This window comes from Metabacillus niabensis (assembly GCF_902829255.1).
GTDB lineage: Bacteria > Bacillota > Bacilli > Bacillales > Bacillaceae > Metabacillus > Metabacillus niabensis.
Genome location: NZ_CADEPK010000081.1, coordinates 1 through 22,105, shown reverse-complemented (window position 1 = coordinate 22,105; position 22,105 = coordinate 1). Strand labels below are relative to the sequence as shown.

Below are 22,105 nucleotides of genomic sequence, written 5' to 3'. Positions count from 1 at the left end.
TCAATATATATTGAGTTTTTCCGCGGAACACCAATGATCGTTCAAGCTATGGTTATTTATTACGGTTCTGCTATGGCATTTAATATCGATATGAATCCATTGCTTGCAGCTGTTATCGTCGTTTCGATTAATACAGGTGCATATATGGCAGAAATTGTCCGTGGTGGTGTCGTATCAATCGAAAAAGGACAATTTGAAGCAGCACAGGCAATTGGGATGAATCATTTCCAAACAATGTGGAATGTCGTGTTACCTCAGGTTATCCGCAACATTTTACCGGCAACTGGTAACCAATTTGTCATTAATATTAAAGATACATCTGTGTTGAACGTTATTTCGGTTTCAGAGTTGTATTTCTTAACAAAATCTGTCGCTGGTAACAATTTTAGATATTTCGAATCATTCTTTGTCGCATGTTTAATCTATTTTGTCATGACATTTATTGTGACAAGAATTCTTTTATATTTAGAAAGAAGACTAGAGGGTTCAGAAAATTACACAATAATAGGCTCGGAAAACCAATTAAAAACAACACATACTAAAGGGATGTAATTTTTCAAAGGAGGCGAGGACATGGAAAAGGTAATTGAAATCCAGCATTTGAGCAAATCCTTTGGAACTCATGAGGTATTAAAGGATATTGACTTTTCAGTAAGTAAAGGAGAAGTCGTAAGTATTATCGGTTCATCAGGGTCTGGTAAATCAACGCTTCTTCGCTGTATTAATTTATTAGAGAAACCAAGCGGCGGCCAAATTATTTATAATGGTGAAAATATATTAGATGATCATCATGATATTTTTATGTACCGCAGAAAGCTAGGGATGGTTTTTCAACAGTTTAATTTGTTTAACAACCACAATGTTCTTAACAATTGTATCGTTGGACAAGTCAAAGTATTAAAACGTTCTAAAGAAGAAGCAGAGCAAGTAGCAATGAAATATTTGAAAATCGTTGGCATGGACAAATACGTCAATGCGAAGCCAAAGCAGTTATCAGGTGGTCAAAAGCAGCGTGTAGCGATTGCGCGAGCTCTTTCAATGGAGCCAGATGTAATGCTATTTGATGAGCCAACATCAGCGCTAGATCCAGAAATGGTTGGTGAGGTTTTAAAGGTCATGAAGGAGCTAGCTCATACTGGTTTGACGATGCTTATTGTTACTCATGAAATGGAATTTGCGAAGGAAGTTTCTGACCGAATCGTCTTTATGGACAAAGGAGTTATTGCAGAGGAAGGAGCACCAGAGCAAATTTTCAACAATCCGACTCAGGAACGAACAAAGGAATTTTTAAAACGGACGTTAAAATAAACTGAACACCTCCAAGGGTACTTAGTGACTCGTGGAGGTGTTTTTCTATGAAGTGAAACTTTTGAATGATATCATTGGATAAAATAAATACTTAACTGCAATTATATTATGTAAACTATTAGCTTTTCCCCTTGTACAATGTGTAATGATAGGTTTAAAAAAAGTTGTTTTGAAAATAAAAAGTGACTCTTGAAGCAGGTTTAACAGGAAAATGACATACCCTAATACCTCCATCCGATTAGTTTCCTGTAAACTTTTTATTGTTGACAGATTTTGTTGAAAAAGAGACACTTATTTTTGAAGTGAATAAGAATATCGAAGGTCTTAAGAAATCGATACCATATCCTGTAAGGTATTATTATAGGAAGCCATTCCATTGGTTAGAAAAAATGAAAGCGCTATAACAATATGTATTATGCTTGGGTAGAGAGAAATTGATAGGACTAGTCTCATTTTACTTTTAATAATATTTCATAGAATCATGATAACAGGGAGGATTATGATGACTTCTAGACTACTATTGCTCCTTATGTTTTTTCCTTTATTAACAGGATGTTTTGGGATGTCATCAGACCGAAACAAATATGAGGTCATCTATGATGGGGAAGATAAACACGAAGAAGCAAATAGCCAATCAACAAGTAAGTATACCGTTGCGATCATACCTAAGGTTGATGGAATTCCATATTTCAATGCTGCAGAAGAAGGGGCAATAGAGGCAGGCTCTGATATGGGGATGAATGTCCTTTATCAGGGACCAATTATGATGGATTGGAAGCAACAGGTAGAATTGATTGAAGGTTTTATTGAGATGGGAGTGGATGCTATTGCGGTGTCGGCAATTGATCCGGAAAAAATTGGTCCTGCTATGGAGAAAGCAAAAGAAAGGGGAATCAAGGTTTTTACGTGGGACTCCGATACGAATCCAAAGTACCGACAATTATATATTAGTATGGTTGACCCCGAGATTATTGGTAGACATGTAGTTGATATTTTAGCAGCACAACTTAAAGAAAAGGGAAAATATGCAATCATAACTGACTCAAGTGAGGCGGCTAATTCGAATGGATGGATAAGGTGGATGAAAATTCACCAATTGGAGAATTATCCGGAAATGTCACTTGTTGAAATTATAGAAGCAGAAGATAACCCAAATAAGGCATATTCAGCAGCTAAACAGCTCTTAACTAAGTATCCGGACATAAAAGGGATAATTGGTAGCACTTCTGTTGGACCTCCTGCAGCAGCACAAGCTGTAAAAGACTTAAAGAAAGTAGGAAAGGTAAAAGTAGTAGGACTATCTACACCAAACCTGATGCGAACTTTTATAAAAGATGGTTCTGCTGAAATGATCACATTATGGAGTCCAAAACGTCTAGGCTATTTAACAGTAAGTGTGATGAAGGAAAGCTTAGACGGAAAACCAATAACAGATAACCAACGATTGCCAAATGTAGGTGTTGTAAAAGTTGAGGATGATACGATCATTATGGGCAACCCAATAGATATAACAAAGGAGAATATCGACGAATATGATTTTTAAAAAATGGGAGACAAAAGGAATCATCAATCTACCATTAAAAACGAAGCTTTTGATCACATATGTTCTCCTAACCTTTATACCAATGGCTTTTTTAGGATTAGCAATCTACTATCAAAATATAAAATCTATTGAAGAAGAAGTTGGGGAATATATTCCTAGACTTCTAAAGCAAGCGAATCAAAATATTGAGAATGAGATAAGTGATTTAGAAAATCTGTCTAATTTAATTTATAATTCTAGTGATGTTCTTAAAGTATTACGCGGTAGTCCCTACCAAGAAAAATCTGCTTTGCTAGAAGATAAATTTACGGTAGAAAATTTTTTGTCAAATACGTATTTAGATGGAACAAATTCAGATATACTTGGTGCTTTTTTGCTATCGAATAACCGAACTTTTATTAGCACGAAACTGAATTATGAAGGTTTTAATTTTGAAAATGAATTTCTTCCATATGGTGAGCCACATGATTTTGATGCTAACGTTAAAATTCTGCTGCCTCATCAAGTTGACTTAACGTTTCAGGGAAATCCACCATATATACTTCTTGTTAAAAATATTAAAGATTTAGATAATCGAAATAATCTTGGTACATTGATTTTAGCCGTACAAGTTAACTTTATTAAAGAAGTTCTTAAAGATGTTGACGAAGAAGAGAATGCAACGATGTGGATGATGGATCAGCAGGGGCAAATTATTTTTCACACTGATCAAGCCAAGATCGGTAAAGTTTATACAGAGTTGAATCATTTTCCGCTGCTAAACGGAAGCTTTCGGACGACAACTGCTAATGACAGGACATTAATTAGTGTCAATCAATCTCATAAAAATAAATGGATTGTCGTCCATAGTATCCCACTAAAATATTTAACAGAAGGAACAGATGTAGTAAGAAATGTTAGTATTATTATCTTTCTTGTGCTTGTAGCGATAACAACAGTTATTTCAATTATTCTTGCATGGACCGTTACGAAGCCACTTCATGTATTAGCAGGGGTCATGAAAGATGTTGAGAAAGGGAATTTAGATGTGGAAATTCCAATAAAATCTAAGGATGAGGTAGGGATCCTTGCTAGTAGTTTTCGATCAATGATCCATAGAATTAGAGAATTAATAAAAAAGAATTACCAAATTAAATTAAATCAAAAGGAAGCAGAACTATATGCCCTCCAATCTCAAATAAACCCACATTTTATTTATAATACACTTGAGACAATAGGAGCATCAGTAGAAGAAGGAGAACAAGAAATTGTCGTTGAAATGGTTGCGATTCTAGGGAAAATGCTACGGTATTCACTTAGTAATAAGGAAAATCTCGTACCGATACGCAATGAGGTGGAGCATATCCAACATTACTTAACTTTGCAAAAATATCGTTTTGAGGAAAGAATCCAATTTGAGATTGACAATGAGCTTGAAAATAAAGATTACTATACACCAAAGTTTATTCTTCAGCCAATCGTCGAAAATGCTATCAAATATGGAATGCAATCAAGAAGAATGCTTCAGTTATCGATTTTTATCAAAAAGGTTCTCGAACAAAGCGGGAAGGAATATATCGAATTCAACATTAGTGATAACGGACCAGGTATTGAAAAGAACGAGCTTGAGTATCTCGTTCAGCGTTTACAATCAGAATCATGGATAAAACGTGATTCAGGATTTGGTATTACGAATGTCCATTCACGAATTGTTATGATGTTCGGAAATGACTTTGGACTAACGATTGAAAGTAGGAAAGAGGAAGGGACAGCTATGATCATAACCATTCCAATTATTCGTAAAGAAGATGTTGAGAGGTTTATAACTAAATATGAAGGAGGGGACCCGTATGACGAGGATTAAAACAATTATTGTTGATGATGAATCAAGAATACGAAGAGCGATAGAAAGACAAGTCCTTGCCTGTGGTGAAGAATGGGAGGTGATCGGATCATTTTCCGACGGATTGGAAGCATTTGAAGCAATTACAAGCAACAACATCGAATTTGATCTGTTAATCACCGATGTTCGAATGCCTGAAATGGATGGGTTAGCCTTAATAAAAAAACTAAATGAAAACAAAACCTTCTTTTCAATGATTGTTAGTGGTTATGATGATTTTTCTTATTTACAAGCCGCAATGAGGGAAGGAACTGTTGATTATATTTTAAAGCCAGTTGATCGCAATCAGTTTCGTGCACAGTTGGGAGAAGTAAAGGGAAAAATCATGAAGAAAAAAAAGGAAGAGCAAGAATGGCAAGATGTTTATGAAAGGGCTTCTTTGTTGACGAAAACTCAGCAAATTCAACTTCTTAGTGAAGTAACATGGAGTGATGAAATCGGTCAACCTCAAATTGATTGGAATGGTCATTTTCCGATTGGGGCATATCGCCTAATATATTTAGGGATTGATCAATTTTTAACAGTCACGAAGAAAATGGATACTAATACTTGGGAAGACTGGCATCAGACAATTCAGCAAATATTTGAAAAGCTTCATGATAAGGAAATAAACCAATATTACGCAAAAAACTGGTGGTGGCGTGCAGGGAAGTTTAATTATTGGATACTATTGTACTGTGAAAAGGAAAGCCAACAGCATGCAAATATGCTATTACACGATTATATCAATCATATTAAGAAAGACATTCAGCGATTAACACCTATTACTGTTTCTGCAGCTATAGGTAACGAATTTCGCGATTTACGTGAGCTTCTCCATATTAAAGATGAGTTAGTAATGCTAATCCAACAGAGAATTATCCAAGGTGGAAATAAGATCTTTTATTTATCCGACCAAACGAATCGAAATCAGCAAACACCAGTAGGAATTCAATCAACGATATATAAATATGTTCAGCAAATTATCACGACAATGGAAAATGAAACTGATGATGATACGATTAACCTATTGCAATTATTTTTTCACGAGTTAGAAATGGCTGATTCTCCTGCATTTATCGAGGAATCTGTTCATTTATTATCTATTAGAATTATTGATCGATGGATGGATTTTGATGGATTTTCAGATGAATCACGACTTTTAACAGAAGCATTGCATATAACAAAATATGCTGGAAACTTTTCACAGCTAAAAGCGGGTGTAAAAGGATGGGTACTGAAGGTGAAGAAAGGAATTGCAAGATTAAAAGAAGCTGATTCAGGGCCAATTCAACGAGCGAAGGAATGGATTCATCTACATCTTGGTGACCAAATTACCGTGAAAAAGATTGCTGACAATGTTTATATGAGCCCAACCTACTTTAGCAATTTATTTAAAGCGCAAACGGGTGAAACAGTCCTTGATTATGTAACAAAATGTCGGTTAAAAAAAGCAAAGGAACTACTAGAGATGTCAGACTTAAAAGTGTCAGATATCTCAAAGATGCTTGGTTACCAGGATACGAAATATTTTAGCAAGCTATTTAAACAATGGCAGGGAAAATCTCCTTCACAATACCGGTCGGACCATACGATAAATCATGTAGATTGACTTTGACAGCGCTTAAAATTAAGCGCTGTCTTTTTGTGGTGAATCAGGGAAAATAAATTTGTAAACCCTTTCAATTGGGTAGAAATGTCCCCCTTACCTTAGTTTTGTCTCCTACCATATGATAAAAAGGTGCTATATCCTAGATTTATAGATGAAGAACATGACAAGTGAAGAGAAGAGCTTCATGAGGACCATGTATTAGAATGATTGACATTTAACAGGGTAATTTTACTACCTCAAATTTAGAAAGCGGTTGCTTAGATGTAGAGAAGGAGTGATTTGAATGATCAGAAAAGCGTTTGTTATGAAGGTTTATCCAGATCAACATGAAGAATATGAAAAACGTCATAACGAAATATGGCCAGAAATGGTAAAAGCACTTCACGAGCATGGAGCAAGCAATTATTCTATTTTTCTAGAAAAAGAAACAAGTAAGCTATTTGGTTATGTTGAAATCGAAAATGAAGAGAAATGGGCACAAATGGCTAAAACGGAAATTAATCAAAAATGCTGGGAGTTTATGCAGCCTGTTATGGAAACGCATCCAGATAACAGTCCTGTTACAACCCAACTAAAGGAAGTATTTCATCTCAAGTAACAAAATAAATTGACAATCTGTAGTTTTAGGGAGGGTTTGAAAATGGCTAAAAACAAAAAATTTGCAGCGAAAAATGTGACTGGGTGGAAGGCTACGATTGCGGTTGCTATGGCGAACTATATTGAGGCTGGCTCAATCATTGCTGCAGCAAGTAGCTTGACTCTGTGGCAGTCATATTTAAATATCGATAGTATGGGAGTTGGTTTATTAAGCGCATTAAGTGCAAATGCCTTTGGTGCAGCAATTGGGGCATTAATTGGTGGACCATTAACAGATAAGTTTGGTCGTAAGTTTATATTTAGTTATGATTTATTAGTTTATATGATTGGGGTAGCATTGATAGCGGGATCAGTAAACTTCCCGATGCTCTTAATTGGAACAATTATTACTGGGTTAGCAGTAGGTGCAGGTGTACCTGTCTCATGGACCTACATTGCTGAAGAATCACCTGAAGACAAACGTGCAGCACATGTTGGTACAGCTCAATTAGCTTGGTCAATTGGGCCAACATTGACGTTTGCCTTAGCTGTATTAGTCGCACCGCTTGGATTATTAGGTTCAAGACTGATATTTCTTCACTTATTAGTTATTGCCTTTATTACTTGGTATATTAGACGAGGGTTAGATGAATCTAAAATTTGGGAAGAACAACAAGAAAAAGAGAAAAAAGAAGCTGCGTCAGGTAAAATCAAACCGAATATTCTTAAAGAGTTATTTACGTTAGCTGCAAATCGCCAAGCACTGTTTCTTTTAATCGGCATTTACCTGTTTTGGAATTTAACTGCAGGTGCAATGGGTTATTTCATGCCATATATTTATGAAAATGTCGGTGGTCTAAGTACTGCACAAGCAAATATATTACAAGCCTTCTTATGGTTATTTACGGTTATTACAACGTATTTTGTATTCATGAAACTTGGGGATAAAATTAGTAGAAAAATGCTGTTTGGTATTGGGGCGGCAATGGGGGTAGTTGGATGGATTATCCTTACATTTATGCCAATGACATGGCCAACACTCATATCGTTTGTGATCCTGTGGGGAGCTGCAGCAGGTATCGGAGCTCAGGCATTTTACGCGCTTTGGACAAGTGAATTATTCCCAACTCGTTACCGTGCAAGTGCTCAAGGTCTTATGTACTTTATTGTCAGAACAGGAATTGCTATTTGGTCGTTTATCCTACCGATTTTGATGGATACACTAGGATTTACAGTAGCAGGTATCGTAATGATTGCCTTCCTAGTCATTCACATGATTATTGGTATTGCACTCGCGCCAAACACACAAGGTAAATCGCTAAAGCAAATTGAGGTAGAACGCTATGGAGATGGTGTAACTAAGCCATCGTATCGAAAAACAGTTTGAAAATAGGGTCTTCCTTCACTGATGAACAGTGGGGAAGACCTTTCTTTATGAGAAAAAAGTACCTTAGTGGGAATATAGCTAGAAAGTTTAAAGAAGTACGATGCATATGAAACATTTTTAGGATGGAGTCTACAATTGATAATTTCTTTTATATAAACTTTAATCAGGTGTTTTTTGATAATAGCGGATAATTTCTTAACAATAAACGTATTATTTCAACAATAATTCTTATCTTAGCATTGATTAAATCAAAATGATTTTGTCACATTGAATAATATCAAAAAGATGAAGCGGTTTTTTTGTCTTTTCATCGTGGAATAGATGAGGAAATTGTCAGACAATTCACGTTGACCCATTTGTCAGACAAATGATACCATATGTTTGACAAATGAAAGTGCTTACAAACAATTAAAGAGGAGGTGATAGCCTATGACTGGATTTCAAGAGAAACATCAACTAAAGGAGCACATTATTGAGATAATAGTTGATTGTTTAACATCTGGAAAAAGTTTACCAACAGAAAAAGAGTTGGTAGAAAAATTAGGAGTTAGTCGTTCTGGTCTAAGAGAGCTTTTAATTGGTTTTGAAGAAAGCGGTATATTTGTTACAACTCAAGGGAAGGGGCGAGAGGTAAGGTTACCAGATGTGAGCTATTCCATAACAGGTGGATGGAGTATTCTCTTAAGAGCTCGTCCTGAGACATTATTTGAACTATTAAATGTCCGTTACACCCTAGAAAAGGGCTTTTTACCTTCTGTTATCGAGTCTTTAACATTAGAAGACTTGCAAATTATGAGAGATTTAGTTGACAGAATGCTAGCTAAAGCAAAAAGTAATGAAGTTTTTACAGAAGAAGATCAGCTATTTCATCGAATGATGTATTCAAGAATAAATAATATTGTGTTAGACCAGCTGTTAAAAGCTTTCTGGGATTTATTTGAACAAATGAATCATTTACAAAGATCCGATAATTTGCTAAAAGCAGCTGAACTTCATCAACAACTGTATCAAGCCATTTTTACCAAAAACAAAGAAGAAGCTGAGAAATTACTAGAACTACAATTTGAAGATGTTAGTCGACGAATGAAAATCTTATTAAATAATGAGTTATCAAGCCATTCTTTGAAGAAAACATAGTTTTTGATATTATAAACGAACTTTTTGGTATTCGCTAGTTTTTTAGTAAATAAGGAGGGATTGACAGATGAAAAAAGCAAAAGAAATAAAGGAAATATCTACAAGAATTAAAAGAGACGTGATTCAACTTACATCAGCAAACACAGGACATCCTGGTGGAGCAATTGGTGCAGCTGATATCATAGCTGAACTTTATTTTAATCGGATGCGTCATAATCCAATGAATCCCGATTGGGAGGGTCGTGATCGATTTGTACTTAGTAATGGGCATATCTGTGTTGCGTTGTATTCTGCTATGGCTAGAAGTGGATATTTTGATTTAGAAGAACTACATAGCTTTAGAAAAATAAATTCTAGATTACAAGGTCACCCGTCCAGAAAGGATTTACCTGGTTTAGAAACCTCTTCAGGACCATTAGGGCAAGGTCTTTCAATTGCAAATGGTATGGCGCTTGCAAATCGATTAAAAAATAATGATGCAAAAGTTTATTGCTTTGTTGGTGACGGTGAAATTCAAGAGGGACAGATTTGGGAAGCTGCAATGACATCTGCACATTATCAATTGGACCAGCTTGCACTTATTATTAGCTGGAATGATATTCAAATTGAAGGACATGTCAAAGATGTGATGAACATCGAGCCGATAACTGATAAATTTAAATCATTTGGTTGGAAGACAATTGAAATTGATGGACACAATATTGAGGAAATTAAGTCTGCCTTTGATGCTTTTGAACAACATAAAGGTGCACCAACAGCAATAATTGCTAAAACAGTTATTGGCAAAGGGGTTTCCTACATGGAGAACCTACCAATCTGGCACGGCAAAGCCCCATCTAAAGAAGAAGCTAAATTAGCACTTGATGAAATTGGTGAAAGCAGCTTTGGAAAGGATTTAGTATTTCATTAAAAATCGTACATTAAGAGGAGGAAGTATGATGTCAAATGAATTAAGCGGTCGTGATGGTTTTGGTAAAGCATTACTTGAATTGGGACACGAAAATCCAAAAGTTGTAGCACTTGGAGCAGATTTAGCTGAGTCGGTGCGTGCGAATTTTTTTGCTGATAAGTTTCCAGAGCGATATTTTGAAATTGGGATAGCGGAGCAGGATATGATTGGAACAGCAGCAGGCTTAGCGTTAGCTGGATATGTACCATTTGCTACAACCTATGCGGTATTTGCTGCCCAACGTGCAAATGAGCAAATCCGTCTTGCTGCATGCTATAACAACGCTAATGTCAAAATCGCCGTTAGTCATGCAGGTTTAACCTGTGGCGAAGACGGTGCTACTCATCAGGCTCTTGAAGATATTGCATCAATGCGAGTCATGCCGGGTATGACTGTCATTGTGCCTGCTGATGCAAATGAAGCCTATGAAGCAACAAAGGCAAGTGCTGAAATAGAAGGCCCCGTTTATTTACGTTTAGGAAGAACACCTGTACCAATTGTAACAGATGGGACTGGAGACTTTTCAATAGGAAAAGCTCGTAAATTACGTGATGGTAAAGACGTTACTATTATAGCTTGTGGAATAATGGTTGAGATGGCACTTATTGCAAGTGAACGGTTAGCCAAAGAGGGAATTGATGCCGCGGTGATTAATATGCATACAATCAAACCGATAGATAAGCAAATCATACTTGAGCATGCAGAACAAACCGGATGCATTGTTACAGCAGAAGAACATTCAATTATAGGAGGACTTGGTAGTGCTGTTGCAGAGGTTTTAGCTGAACATTGCCCTGTTCCATTAGTAAGAATTGGTACTAATGATACATTTGGTGAGTCTGGTCCTCCACAACAATTACTAGAGAAATATGGACTTACATCACATAATATTGTAGAATCCGCAAAAAAATCTATATTGAGAAAAAAAGTAAATGTATAATAGCTCGTTTTGTCTAATGAAACAAGTTTATCAAAGATATAATTAAATCTAGAAAAAAGAGTACTAGCATAATGACTATTATATGCACTTCATAATGTACCTACTATATCATTCTACTACAAATTTTAAGCTCATCTATTATAACTCACTTTTGTAATGAAACTAACATCAACCAACCATTTAAATTAGCGGTACTCTCCTCTGATAAGAAAAACATTGGTACTCATCTAAAAGAACAGGAACGTAATTCCTAAAAGGGGGAAATTTTAGTCTATGAAAAAAATGTTTACGTCCTTTCTGATTTTATTTCTTAGTATAGGATTAATCGGATGTAGCTTACTATCATCAAATACTGGAGAAAGTAGCGAGGGTCAAGGTCAGGAGCAAGGGACAAACGATGGTGAAGGGACAACAATAAAATATTGGTATTGGGCTGACAATAGTGAGTATTCCAATGTTATGCAGGAAATTATTAAAGAATTTAATAAAACAAATGGAAAAGGGATTACCGTTGTTGGTGAAGAGTACCCATGGGATGGAGGAGCGTACAGTGAAACGTTATTTACTGCTGCTATGGGTGGAGGCGGTCCAGATGTAGCTTCCTTTAAACTAACTTCAACACCACTTTTTACAGCGAATGATTTACTAGCTAATTTAGATGCATTTATAAACAATTGGGAAGATAAGGATGAAATTGACGAAAATATCTACAACATAATGAAAGAAGCCAGTAATACAGATAGCATTTATGTCATGCCATGGAATACACAAATTTTATATGTGTACTACAGACCTTCCATTTTTGAAAAAGCTGGAATTGATGTACCGAAAACATATGAGGAATTTTTAGCAGCAATTGAAAAGACAACGATGGATACGAATGGTGATGGGAAAACGGATGTTTATGGCTTTGGGATGAGGGGAGCAAAAGGAGGGCAAGAGCCTTGGGGAAGCTTTATTTACGGTCGTGGTGGAAACTTTGAAAATCTTGATAGTGAAGCATCTATTAAAGGGATGAAGGATTTCATTAATTTATATGAAAAAGGCTACGTCCCACCAACCGCAACGACTGATGGTTTTAATGAAATTATTTCTAATTTTAAATCAGGTAGAACAGCAATGACTATTCATCATACCGGTTCATCTTCTGGAATGATTGAAGCATTAGGTGAAGATGTATCGGCCTTTCCTTTTCCAGCAGGTGATGGTCAATGGACGTCAATGGGAGATACAGAAAATGTTATCTTTCAGTCTAGTAAAAACAAGGAAGCAGCATTTGAATGGGTTTCCTATTTAGCAACTGGTAAGGGACAGGAGATGTGGACAAAAGCGACAGGGAATGTACCCGTCAGCAAGTCTGTCCAATCGATGGATTATTTTCAAGAGAACAAGTTTATGAAAGCTTCAATTGATAGTCAGTCCTATGCTGGAATTCTGCCAATTTTAGATTCAACAACTGAATGGATAAATACGACATGGCCAAATACAATTGCTTCAGCTTTAATGGGAGAAAAATCAGCTGAAGAAACGATGAAAATTTTAAAGGAAGAATTATATAAATAATTGAAAGATAACGATATGCAAACCAAAAAATGATAGCGTATACATTTTATCCTATCCAACCCTCATGATAGCAATTTCAAATGACTTTTTAAGGCTGTCATGAGGTTATTGAAAGGGGTGTTTAGTATTAAATTACAATCGAATACAAATCAGATAACGGAAATAAAAGCTAACCGAAGAAAATTGAATCTCTGGCCTTATTTACTTGTTTCTCCAGCATTATTGATTGTGACCTTTGTAGTCTTTATCCCGATTTTAGAGGCTCTTGTTATGAGTTTGCGAAGCCATGATTTAAGAAGACCCAATGAGATTGAGTTTATTGGATTAGGTAATTTTATCGAGGCATTTCACGATCCTCAATTTTGGCAGGCTTTTCAAAATACGCTAATTTGGGTTGGTGCAGGAGTTGGTCTTCAGTTTTTCTTTGGGTTTGTTTTAGCATTGTTATTAAACAAAAAGTTTAAAGGTCGTGGAGTCGTTCGTGCCGTAAGTTTAATTCCGTGGGCAACTCCGGGTGTGTTAATTGGACTCATGTGGAAGTGGATATATGATGGAAACTATGGGGTATTAAATGACGTATTAATGAAGCTTAATCTTATTGAGGAAAACATTCCATTTCTTTCACAAACATCTACAGCATTTGCATCGGTCATTGTTACGATTATTTGGCAGGGGATCCCTTTTTTTGCAATTATGATTTTAGCGGGACTACAAGGTGTTTCCAAAGAAATGTATGAAGCAGCGGATATTGATGGTGCGAGTAAACTGCAAAAGCTCTTCTGGGTTACCATCCCTTCGTTAAAAAATGTCATCATGGTTACGATTTTATTAAGAATTATTTGGGTTTCCAACTCAGTAGATATTATTTACAGTATGACAGGTGGAGGACCATCTTACTCTACCCAAACATTAAGTGTTTATATCTTTAATAAAGCAACAGTGTTAGACCTTGGTTATGCTTCTGCAATGGCATTAATTTTGATGTTATTATTAGCGATTGTTGCAATTCCATATTTGAAAAATACCTTTAAGGAGGGATAAGTGTTGATGAAAAAGAATACAACCTGGATGAAACTAATAACATTTTATATTCCAACCTTTACGATTCTACTATTTCTACTTTTCCCTTTTTATTGGACATTTGTAACATCACTTAAACCAGAGCTTGAATTGTACGGGACTACGGTGACATATTGGCCAAATGATTTAACGTTTTTATCCTATCAAAAGCTATTTAATGAATTTAACTTTTTAAAACCTATGTTTAATAGCTTTTTCGTCGCAGCAGTAACAACATTTGTTACATTGTTTGTATCTACATTAGCAGCCTATTCGTTTACAAGATTCACGTTTAAAGGAAAGAAATTTTTAATGGTGTTATTTTTAACAAATAATATGTTTCCAACAGTGCTATTGTTAATTCCGTTATATTCAATTATGCGGAATGCAAATCTGTTATACAACCCATTATCACTCGTTATTGCTTATGCTACTTTTACAATTCCTTTTTCCGTATGGATGTTAACTGGATACTTAAAGGATTTGCCTTCATCGTTAGAGGAAGCTGCAATGATTGATGGTGCAAACAGGGCAACGGCATTTATTAAAATCATTCTCCCTGTTTTATCTCCTTCAATTATCGCTACAGGAATCTATATCTTCATTCAATCATGGAATGAATACACATTTGCTGTTCTTTTTACAAATGAAGCTAGCAGGACTATTCCTGTGACATTAAAAAATTTAGTTGGACAATTAGGTGTTCAATGGGATTTGCTAACAGCAGGTGGAATTATCACAATTATTCCCGTATGCATTTTGTTCTTCTTTGCTCAAAAGAGACTTATTGAAGGGATGACTGCTGGCTCTGTTAAAGGATAAAAAACATAATATAAGTATATAGGGGGATTCAGGAAATGAATATCCAAGCATTTGAATACAGTGCAGAAGGAATGAATCGAGTTTACGAAAATGAAAAATGGCTTGTTGGGATAAAAAATTGGAAGCCAGCAAATGACATTACAAGTATCGATTGTTTAGAAAGACACAATGAAACGGACGAACTTTTTGTTTTAATAGCAGGTAAATGTGAATTAGTTTATGCTAATGAAACATCAAATGGATTGCATTTTGAAGTAGTTAAGATGGAGCCGTTCAAAGTATATAATATACCTGCCACACTTTGGCATAATACAATAACAGAAAAGGATACTAAACTAGTTTTAATAGAAGATTCATCAACAAGTTTGGAAAATACGGATATCTTCAAACTATCTAACCAGCAAATTCAACAAATAAGAAAATGTGTAAATATTGAATAGTGATATTAGAAGAACAAGTGATCATGAAATCTACTTAACAAATGGTTCATTGATTTCAGCACTTGTTCTTTTATATCCAATTTTTACTCTTCAACTTCCTTCAATTCAGAAGCATCTCCTAATGCTTTCAAAGAATTTTTAAACGTCCGCGCTCTTGAAACGAGATCATGATCCAACTGAACCTCACTAGTACGTGTATCCCATATGCTATACTCTAAAGAATTTTGCTGGTTTTCATCTTTATTAGTCATTAGCGCATCACTCCAATTAAAGATTATATGTTTTAGCTTCCTACGAGTATAAAAACTTATACATATAACTAAGAAAATAGCCGCGAAATGGTAAGGAATTTGCAAATATATGTCTGTTTTTGCGCTTGCCCAGGAAATGAAATAAAGAATGGGCAATATTATCATTAACTGAATTTTTTGTCTTTTTGTTTTTCCTGCCAACTTTGCATACAGATATCGAACAGTTTTGCGTTAAAATGTAAAAAAAGCAATAAATGATGTCAAAAAAATATTATTAAACAGATTCAGGAGTGTGAAATAATGTAAGCGTTACCAATTTGAGAGGGAAGGAGGACTTTCTGAAAAAATACGTTTAAGTGAGTTTGTCCTATTCGATTTTACAAAAGGGAAGGGATGATCGATGTTGGTGAGTAAAAGGGTGAGAATAAAAAAGATTGTCGGGTTATTTTGTGTTACAAGCATGATCATTAGTTCAGCCGTCTTTATTGATAGTAATAAAAATACTACGAAGGCGGAGGCTGTGACAAAGGAGCTTACGATTGACGGTAACAATGTTGACAAGTATGACAGATTTAAAGGCTTTGGAACAGTGACTGCTAATAATACGTCTCGTTTATTACTAGATTACAAAGAAGAGCATCCTGATAAATATTGGGAAATAATGAATCAATTATTTAACAAAGAGACTGGTGCAGGGCTTGCCCATGTCAAGGTTGAGCTTGGTGCAGATGTAAATTCATCCTCTGGTACTGAGCCTGCGACAATGAGGTATGCAGATGAACCGGCAAATGTGCTAAGAGGTGCAGGGTTCCAATTTGCCGCAGATGCAAAATCAATTAATCCTGAGATTACGACGGAAATTTTGCGTTGGGGAGAACCTCGCTGGTCATGGAGTAGTGCAGCAAACACCGATTATGAAAATCGCTATAAATGGTACAAGCAGACAATCGATGCTGTTTATAAAGAGTATGGCTTTAAGCTTGACTATATTGGCATTTCGCAAAATGAACGGGCACAAAACAATAATGGTCGAATCGAAGTGGAATGGCTTAAATATTTTACATCTAAAATCAAGCAAGAGCCTAATTATGAATCAGACTATAAGAAAATCAAGCTAGTTGCAGCAGATGGCTATCGTGATACAGCTTCCATTAGCCGAACACTTCTAAATCATCCTGATTTAATCGATGAAATTGATGTCATTAGCTCACACTATGGAATTACGGGTTCTAACGAATTAACGCAATTGCAAAACAAATTGATAGCAGAAGGAAAACAGCCGAAAGAAGTGTGGGTTTCAGAAGGGATTTCACCTATGATTAATGCACGTTACCGAGAAAATATGGAGCCGAATTACAAAGGTCTTGGCGGGAAAGCAGGGATTATCGATGTGACATCCCGGATAATTTCTGTTTATACGTGGACAGGTGCTGGTAATAATCCGCTTAAAGCTGTTTCATTCGATTTTCAGCCGTCGGTTGCTGCGTTTTATGAGGGCTCTTCCTATAATCCGAAGCATTTAATTAGTGCATATGATCCGTGGTCGGGCTTTTATGAAGCTGACGGTGGCTTGCAAGGGGTTCGTCATGTCATGAACTTTGTTGGATATGATGATCCTTCAACACCTGAAAATGAGCGTTGGATGTATGTGAAGGACGCTACCTACAGTGATGGAAGCTTTTTCGATGGTGGTGTCGATGTTGATACAAGTACTCATAATTATTTAACATTAAAGGATCCAAAAACCGATGATTATACTACTATTTTTGCCAATAATACGAAGGAGACTCGTAAATACAAAATAAAGGCGAAAAATTTGCGTGGGAAAGAAAATTCTCCTGTCTTTGTTTGGGAAACACGCGGTCCTGATGAAGGGGAAAATTACGATGCGAATTGGTTTAAACAAATTAAAAAAATCAATCCAAAAGCTGGCGAGTATGAGGTAGAAGTGAAACCATATTCAATCGTCACAGTTTCAACATTGGATAAGAAAGCTGAAATAGAAGGCTTTGAATATGAATCAAAACCAGTTGATGTTTCGAAAGACACAATCCTTCCTTTACCATATACGGATGATTTTGAATACAAAAGCTATCCTGTTGATGAAAAAGGTCGAGATTACATTGAACGTCGTGGGGGAACACCACGGTATACAACGGATCAAAACGCGGCCTTTGAGGTTGTCGAAAAGGCAACAAAGCCGAAAAAGAGTGGTAGTGCAGAACGGATTGATTTAAAAATTCCTGATGCGAAAAAGCATGGAAATATGCTTCAACAAAAAATAACTCCGGATATCATTGGTGCGGATTGGGCAGTATGGGGTGGAGTAGATGGCTCTGCATCTAACAGTAATCCGAATACGACTATTGGAGATCATCGTTGGGTCAATTATAAAGCATCATATGACTTTTTACTCGATACACATACACCTGAAGTGAAGGATAGAAGCAACTATGCCTTAATCGGGGTTAGACAAGTGAAAGCGGGTGGAGCGGATTCTTATGCGCCGTACAATGGACGAGTCTATTCCGACGGAAGATACGAAATACTTAAGCTGGGCAATGTTGTCAAAAGTGGAATGGTAAAGGGTTTTGATAATAAAAAATGGCATAATCTAGCATTTGAAGCAAAGGAAAATATCTTTACACTTTATCTAGACGGAAAGAAAATTGATTCGTATACAGATGAATCTTCCGCAGTTATGGCTGGAAGAGTAGCTATTGGCTCAGGTTACTATGAAACCCTTTTTGATAACTTCCGAGTTGACCCAATAAAAGGGTATACGTATCAATCAGAAAAAATAGATAGTGCTCAAGGAAAAGTATATGAGTCTGAGAATGAAGCTCAAAGCAATAACGATGATTTAAACCCTATAAGCTATGTTGGAAAATGGGACTATACACAAGCAGGCTATGCACACTTTAACCGAACTCAAATGACGGCAAAAACCGATATTCCTGTTTGGAATGGAGTGACCGTTGGCTTTCAAGATACTACAACGAAGCAAGGAACATTAAATAAAGTGTTCTATACAGGCAATTGGTCGTCAAATAGTTCGAACACATGGGGAACAAATGGAGCCTCATTTGAAATTGCCTTTAAAGGTACAGAAATTCGTTTGTATGGAATAACAAATCCATCAAATGGAAAAGCAGATGTGTACTTAGATGGAAAGCTAGTAGGTGAGGCGAATTACCTTAACAACAGTGAGATCCATCAGCAAGTTTGGTCTGCTGAAAATCTTGAAGATAAAGAACACACCCTTAAAGTTGTCGCAAAAGACAAATATACGAGCTTTACGAAGGCTGAAATCGAGACAAATGACCCTATATTAGCCGTTACAAAGCTTGGACCTACTAATATTGTCAAAATATCTGACGAATCTCTAATCGATAATAAAGAAAATACCGTTTATGCTTTTAGGAAAAATACAGCATGGGGTTCAAATACGACGAATGCATGGGCAAATTTTGATGATGATCCGTATATTTTCATTAACTTTACAGGTTCAGGAATTGATTACCTTGCAGGAACTAATGAAAAATCACTTTATAATTTTGAGCTTGATGGGGTGGATATCGGAAACTTTTCCGTTGATCCAAACACTGGTATTCGATATTCTATACGTGGGCTTGAAGAAAAGCCACATACACTAAAGGTGTCTTTGAAGGACAATGAACGAAAAGATACGTATATGGATTATCGTGGTATCAATATATACAGCACACCGAAACAAAAGGAACCGAACAGCAGTATGATTTTCAACTTTACAGGCTCAGGGTTCAATTTATTTGGCGCGACACCTGATGCACTAATCGACGTCTACATTGATGAACAGCTTGTTGAAGAGAACGTAAGGATTTTTGCAAAAGGTGACAGACAAACATCATACAACATCCGTGGTTTAAAAGACTCTGAACATACAGCAAAAATCGTCATAAAAGGTGGCACTTATGTTTTAGACGGAATTGATATAATTAAAGGGAAAAATAAAGTCGAACTACCAAAAGAAAACCTGCAGAAGCTATATGATGAACATAAAAACAAGAATCATAAAAACTACACGAAGGAAAGCTGGAAACCGTTCCATTCTGCCCTGCAAAATGCAAAATCTGTATTGAAAAATCCGCAATCGACTTTGGAAAAGCTCGTTGCAGCAGAGAAAGCTTTGATAGAGACTGTGAAGGGGTTAGAGGAAAAGTAAATTAGGGTGGAGTTTTAACTTGTAGAATCTGTATATGTGGGATTCTACAAGTTTTTTAATGTTTTATTAGAAAAGATTTAACATTACTAACTTAGATAGAATAGGGAGGACGATTATTCTATTGATGAAAATAAAAATGTTTAAATGGAAAACGAATTTTCAATTAGTAATGATTATTTCAGGAAAATGAGCCTATTCACAAAATATTTCCATCTTAATATGATTAAACATGTTAACTGAAATTTAATGGAGGAAATAACGATGAAAATAAGAATGAATCCACCAAAGTATAAGCTTCAACCACTAAGAATACCTTCTGGTTGGGAGGTTAGTTATAACACTTTAATAGAATTAGATCCATCGACATTAAGTATAGAGGATGAAGAAAAATGGGGGAAATTCACAGAGGATTTGCTGCAAATAACACATAGTAGGTATCATCTATTGCTAGATGTTGGTTGGTATCCTGAAGGTGATCCAGAAGGTTGTTATGGTCTTGAATTAATTAAAGATTTCGATTGGGGGAACCCGTTAGTAGATTTTGAAACGAAGCAAAAAGATGAATTAGTTAAGAAGATAGAATTGTTATTATGGCAAGCAGGTTCAGGTGAATTTAATTAAATCATTGAGGTATACAATTTATTCTCCTCAAAGTTTAATGTTTCGTAAAGGGAGTAAATGTATTGAGGCATCTTTAAATATCATATTGAAGGATTATGGATAAATACGAGTTTGCCCTACGAAAACATGGAGAAAAACGAATTTTTTTGCAGTAATCCTTGATGCTCAAAATGATTTTAAATATAAAAATGAAATGTTAGACGATAGCAATATGTTTATTTTAGATGATGTAAACAGAAAAAGGATTATACCTAAAAAAGATGAATTTTAGTAAAGAAAAGGACACTTCAAATTATAAGTGCCCGTTGTAAAGAAACTACTATATAAATTATTTCTCTAAAAAGCTAAGTCAACCATTATTCTGTAATAATAACCGGACCTTCCTTTGTCACGATAACGGTATGCTCGATTTGCGCCACATAGCTTCGCTCTTCAGTTTTAAATGTCCAGCCGTCGCTTTCCTGGTAAATTTCTTCTGCTCCTGTTGAAATAAATGGTTCAAAGGCAAGAACCATTCCCTCTTTTAAAAGGATCGGATCCATTGGGTCATAATAATTTAAAATATGGTCTGGTTCCTCATGTAAAGCGTGTCCGACGCCATGTCCTGTAAGGTTTTTAATAACGGTAAAGCCATTGGAACGTGCAGTTTGATAAACGACTTTTCCGATTCGATTTAATCGTGAACCTGGCTTCATTTTTGTTAGTCCTGCATCAAATGCCTTTTTGGCAACCTCACATATTTGATACAATACAGGCTCTCCTTCTCCGACGACAAATGACAATCCTGTATCAGCAAAATATCCATTTTTCGAACCAGATACATCGATATTTACTAGGTCACCTTCTTGGATGATACGTTTTCCAGGAATTCCATGTGCGACCTCATCGTTTACACTAATACACGTAAATCCAGGGAAATCATATTCTTCCTTTGGACCAGATACAGCTCCATATTTTTCAAAAAGCTCACCAGCAAAATCATCGAGCTCCTTCGTTGTAACACCAGGTTTAGTCATTTTAATCATTTCGTCCCGAATCGTTGCACAGATTTTCCCTATTTCTTTTAATGCTTCAAGTTCTTCATTTGTTTTGACAATCATTGTATTCCTCTTTCTAGGGGGAATGTATTCCCTCATTTTTAAAAATTTATTTCTATCCTATTATTTTAACAAATTCTTAAAGATTCGTTAAATTTATATATGACGATTATAACTTTATCAAAATTACCTAGCTCTAGCCACTTTTTAATCAATACGGATTTCGTTATCATATAAGTATTAGTATCCGAAAAAAGGAGCAATCATTATGCCTTTAGAAATTGTTCGAAACGATATAACAAAAATGGATGTTGATGTGATTGTCAATGCTGCGAATCCGGAGTTGAAAATGGGTGGGGGAGTATGTGGTGCTATATTTCAGGCTGCTGGTGCAATCGAGCTACAGAAGGCTTGTGAGAAAATTGGTAGCTGTGCATTTGGACAAGCAGTTATGACAGAAGGATTTGATTTACCTGCAAGCTTTATCATTCATACACCAGGGCCAATCTGGCAAGGTGGCTCAAATGAGGAAGCAGAATTATTAAAGGCATCTTACCTAAACTCTTTGAAGCTAGCAAAAAACCATGGTGTCGAATCAATTGCATTTCCATTGATTTCAACGGGGATATTTGGATATCCAAAGGAAGAAGCATTACAAATCGCTGTTTCAACGATTAGTTCATTTTTATTTGAGCATGATATGCACGTATACATTGTTGTCTTTGATAAAAATTCATTTCGTTTAAGTAAAAAGCTATTTTCTTCAATAAATGAGTATATTGATGAGCATTATGT

Annotated in this window: 19 protein-coding genes; 17 read left to right on the top strand and 2 right to left on the bottom strand. The window is 35.8% G+C overall.

Annotation, left to right across the window (positions count from 1 at the left end):
• The 14 genes from HU235_RS08745 to HU235_RS08680 all read left to right on the top strand — a co-directional run.
• On the top strand, positions 1-552 hold a 552-nt coding region (locus HU235_RS08745), incomplete at its 5' end, for an amino acid ABC transporter permease (RefSeq protein WP_174879959.1).
• Between the two features lie 21 nt (positions 553-573).
• The gene (locus HU235_RS08740) at positions 574-1,308 is read left to right on the top strand and encodes an amino acid ABC transporter ATP-binding protein (protein WP_095300219.1); all 735 of its coding nucleotides are present in this window, start codon (positions 574-576) and stop codon (positions 1,306-1,308) included.
• Positions 1,309-1,810: 502 nt separating this feature from the next.
• Positions 1,811-2,851 carry an autoinducer 2 ABC transporter substrate-binding protein gene (locus HU235_RS08735; RefSeq protein WP_233452174.1) on the top strand — a complete coding sequence of 347 codons (1,041 nt, stop codon included), beginning with the start codon at positions 1,811-1,813 and terminating at the stop codon, positions 2,849-2,851.
• Complete coding sequence (locus tag HU235_RS08730; protein ID WP_174879958.1) at positions 2,841-4,694, top strand: cache domain-containing sensor histidine kinase; 1,854 nt, start codon at positions 2,841-2,843, stop codon at positions 4,692-4,694. Before HU235_RS08735 ends, HU235_RS08730 begins: the two co-directional genes overlap by 11 nt.
• On the top strand, positions 4,681-6,324 hold the full coding sequence (locus HU235_RS08725; RefSeq protein ID WP_174879957.1) for a helix-turn-helix domain-containing protein: 1,644 nt from the start codon (positions 4,681-4,683) through the stop codon (positions 6,322-6,324). The genes HU235_RS08730 and HU235_RS08725 overlap by 14 nt, the downstream gene beginning before the upstream one ends.
• A gap of 283 nt (positions 6,325-6,607) precedes the next feature.
• Positions 6,608-6,922, top strand: a complete 315-nt coding sequence (rhaM, locus tag HU235_RS08720; protein ID WP_174879956.1) for an L-rhamnose mutarotase — start codon at positions 6,608-6,610, stop codon at positions 6,920-6,922.
• A gap of 42 nt (positions 6,923-6,964) precedes the next feature.
• On the top strand, positions 6,965-8,287 hold the full coding sequence (locus tag HU235_RS08715) for an MFS transporter (RefSeq protein WP_095300214.1): 1,323 nt from the start codon (positions 6,965-6,967) through the stop codon (positions 8,285-8,287).
• Positions 8,288-8,716: 429 nt separating this feature from the next.
• Entirely contained in the window at positions 8,717-9,424 is a 708-nt protein-coding gene (locus tag HU235_RS08710; RefSeq protein ID WP_174879955.1) for a FadR/GntR family transcriptional regulator, read from the top strand.
• 67 nt (positions 9,425-9,491) lie between these two features.
• The gene (locus HU235_RS08705; protein ID WP_174879954.1) at positions 9,492-10,334 is read left to right on the top strand and encodes a transketolase; all 843 of its coding nucleotides are present in this window, start codon (positions 9,492-9,494) and stop codon (positions 10,332-10,334) included.
• Between the two features lie 28 nt (positions 10,335-10,362).
• Positions 10,363-11,313, top strand: coding sequence for a transketolase family protein (locus HU235_RS08700; RefSeq protein ID WP_174879953.1), 951 nt, complete (start codon positions 10,363-10,365; stop codon positions 11,311-11,313).
• A 273-nt stretch (positions 11,314-11,586) separates the two neighbouring features.
• Positions 11,587-12,876: an ABC transporter substrate-binding protein gene (locus HU235_RS08695; RefSeq protein WP_174879952.1), complete on the top strand. Its 1,290-nt coding sequence runs from the start codon at positions 11,587-11,589 to the stop codon at positions 12,874-12,876.
• 117 nt (positions 12,877-12,993) lie between these two features.
• On the top strand, positions 12,994-13,917 hold the full coding sequence (locus HU235_RS08690; protein ID WP_233452173.1) for a carbohydrate ABC transporter permease: 924 nt from the start codon (positions 12,994-12,996) through the stop codon (positions 13,915-13,917).
• A 6-nt stretch (positions 13,918-13,923) separates the two neighbouring features.
• A complete protein-coding gene (locus HU235_RS08685) occupies positions 13,924-14,757 on the top strand; it encodes a carbohydrate ABC transporter permease (protein ID WP_174879960.1) in 834 nt (277 codons plus the stop codon).
• A 35-nt stretch (positions 14,758-14,792) separates the two neighbouring features.
• Positions 14,793-15,197 (top strand): cupin domain-containing protein, encoded by a 405-nt coding sequence (locus tag HU235_RS08680; RefSeq protein ID WP_174879950.1) that lies wholly within the window; start codon positions 14,793-14,795, stop codon positions 15,195-15,197.
• An 83-nt stretch (positions 15,198-15,280) separates the two neighbouring features.
• Here the strand turns inward: HU235_RS08680 and HU235_RS08675 are convergent, their stop codons facing one another.
• Positions 15,281-15,448 carry a hypothetical protein gene (locus HU235_RS08675; RefSeq protein ID WP_174879949.1) on the bottom strand — a complete coding sequence of 56 codons (168 nt, stop codon included), beginning with the start codon at positions 15,446-15,448 and terminating at the stop codon, positions 15,281-15,283.
• 418 nt (positions 15,449-15,866) lie between these two features.
• Between HU235_RS08675 and HU235_RS08670 the strand changes: the two genes are divergently transcribed.
• Both HU235_RS08670 and HU235_RS08665 read left to right on the top strand, forming a co-directional pair.
• Complete coding sequence (locus tag HU235_RS08670) at positions 15,867-19,652, top strand: S-layer protein (protein ID WP_233452172.1); 3,786 nt, start codon at positions 15,867-15,869, stop codon at positions 19,650-19,652.
• A gap of 261 nt (positions 19,653-19,913) precedes the next feature.
• The gene (locus tag HU235_RS08665) at positions 19,914-20,273 is read left to right on the top strand and encodes a hypothetical protein (protein WP_174879947.1); all 360 of its coding nucleotides are present in this window, start codon (positions 19,914-19,916) and stop codon (positions 20,271-20,273) included.
• 356 nt (positions 20,274-20,629) lie between these two features.
• Here HU235_RS08665 and map read toward each other — a convergent pair whose 3' ends face one another.
• On the bottom strand, positions 20,630-21,373 hold the full coding sequence (gene map, locus HU235_RS08660; RefSeq protein WP_174879946.1) for a type I methionyl aminopeptidase: 744 nt from the start codon (positions 21,371-21,373) through the stop codon (positions 20,630-20,632).
• Between the two features lie 205 nt (positions 21,374-21,578).
• Between map and HU235_RS08655 the strand changes: the two genes are divergently transcribed.
• Positions 21,579-22,105, top strand: a 527-nt coding sequence (locus HU235_RS08655) for a macro domain-containing protein (protein WP_174879945.1), incomplete at its 3' end; no start/stop codon positions are given.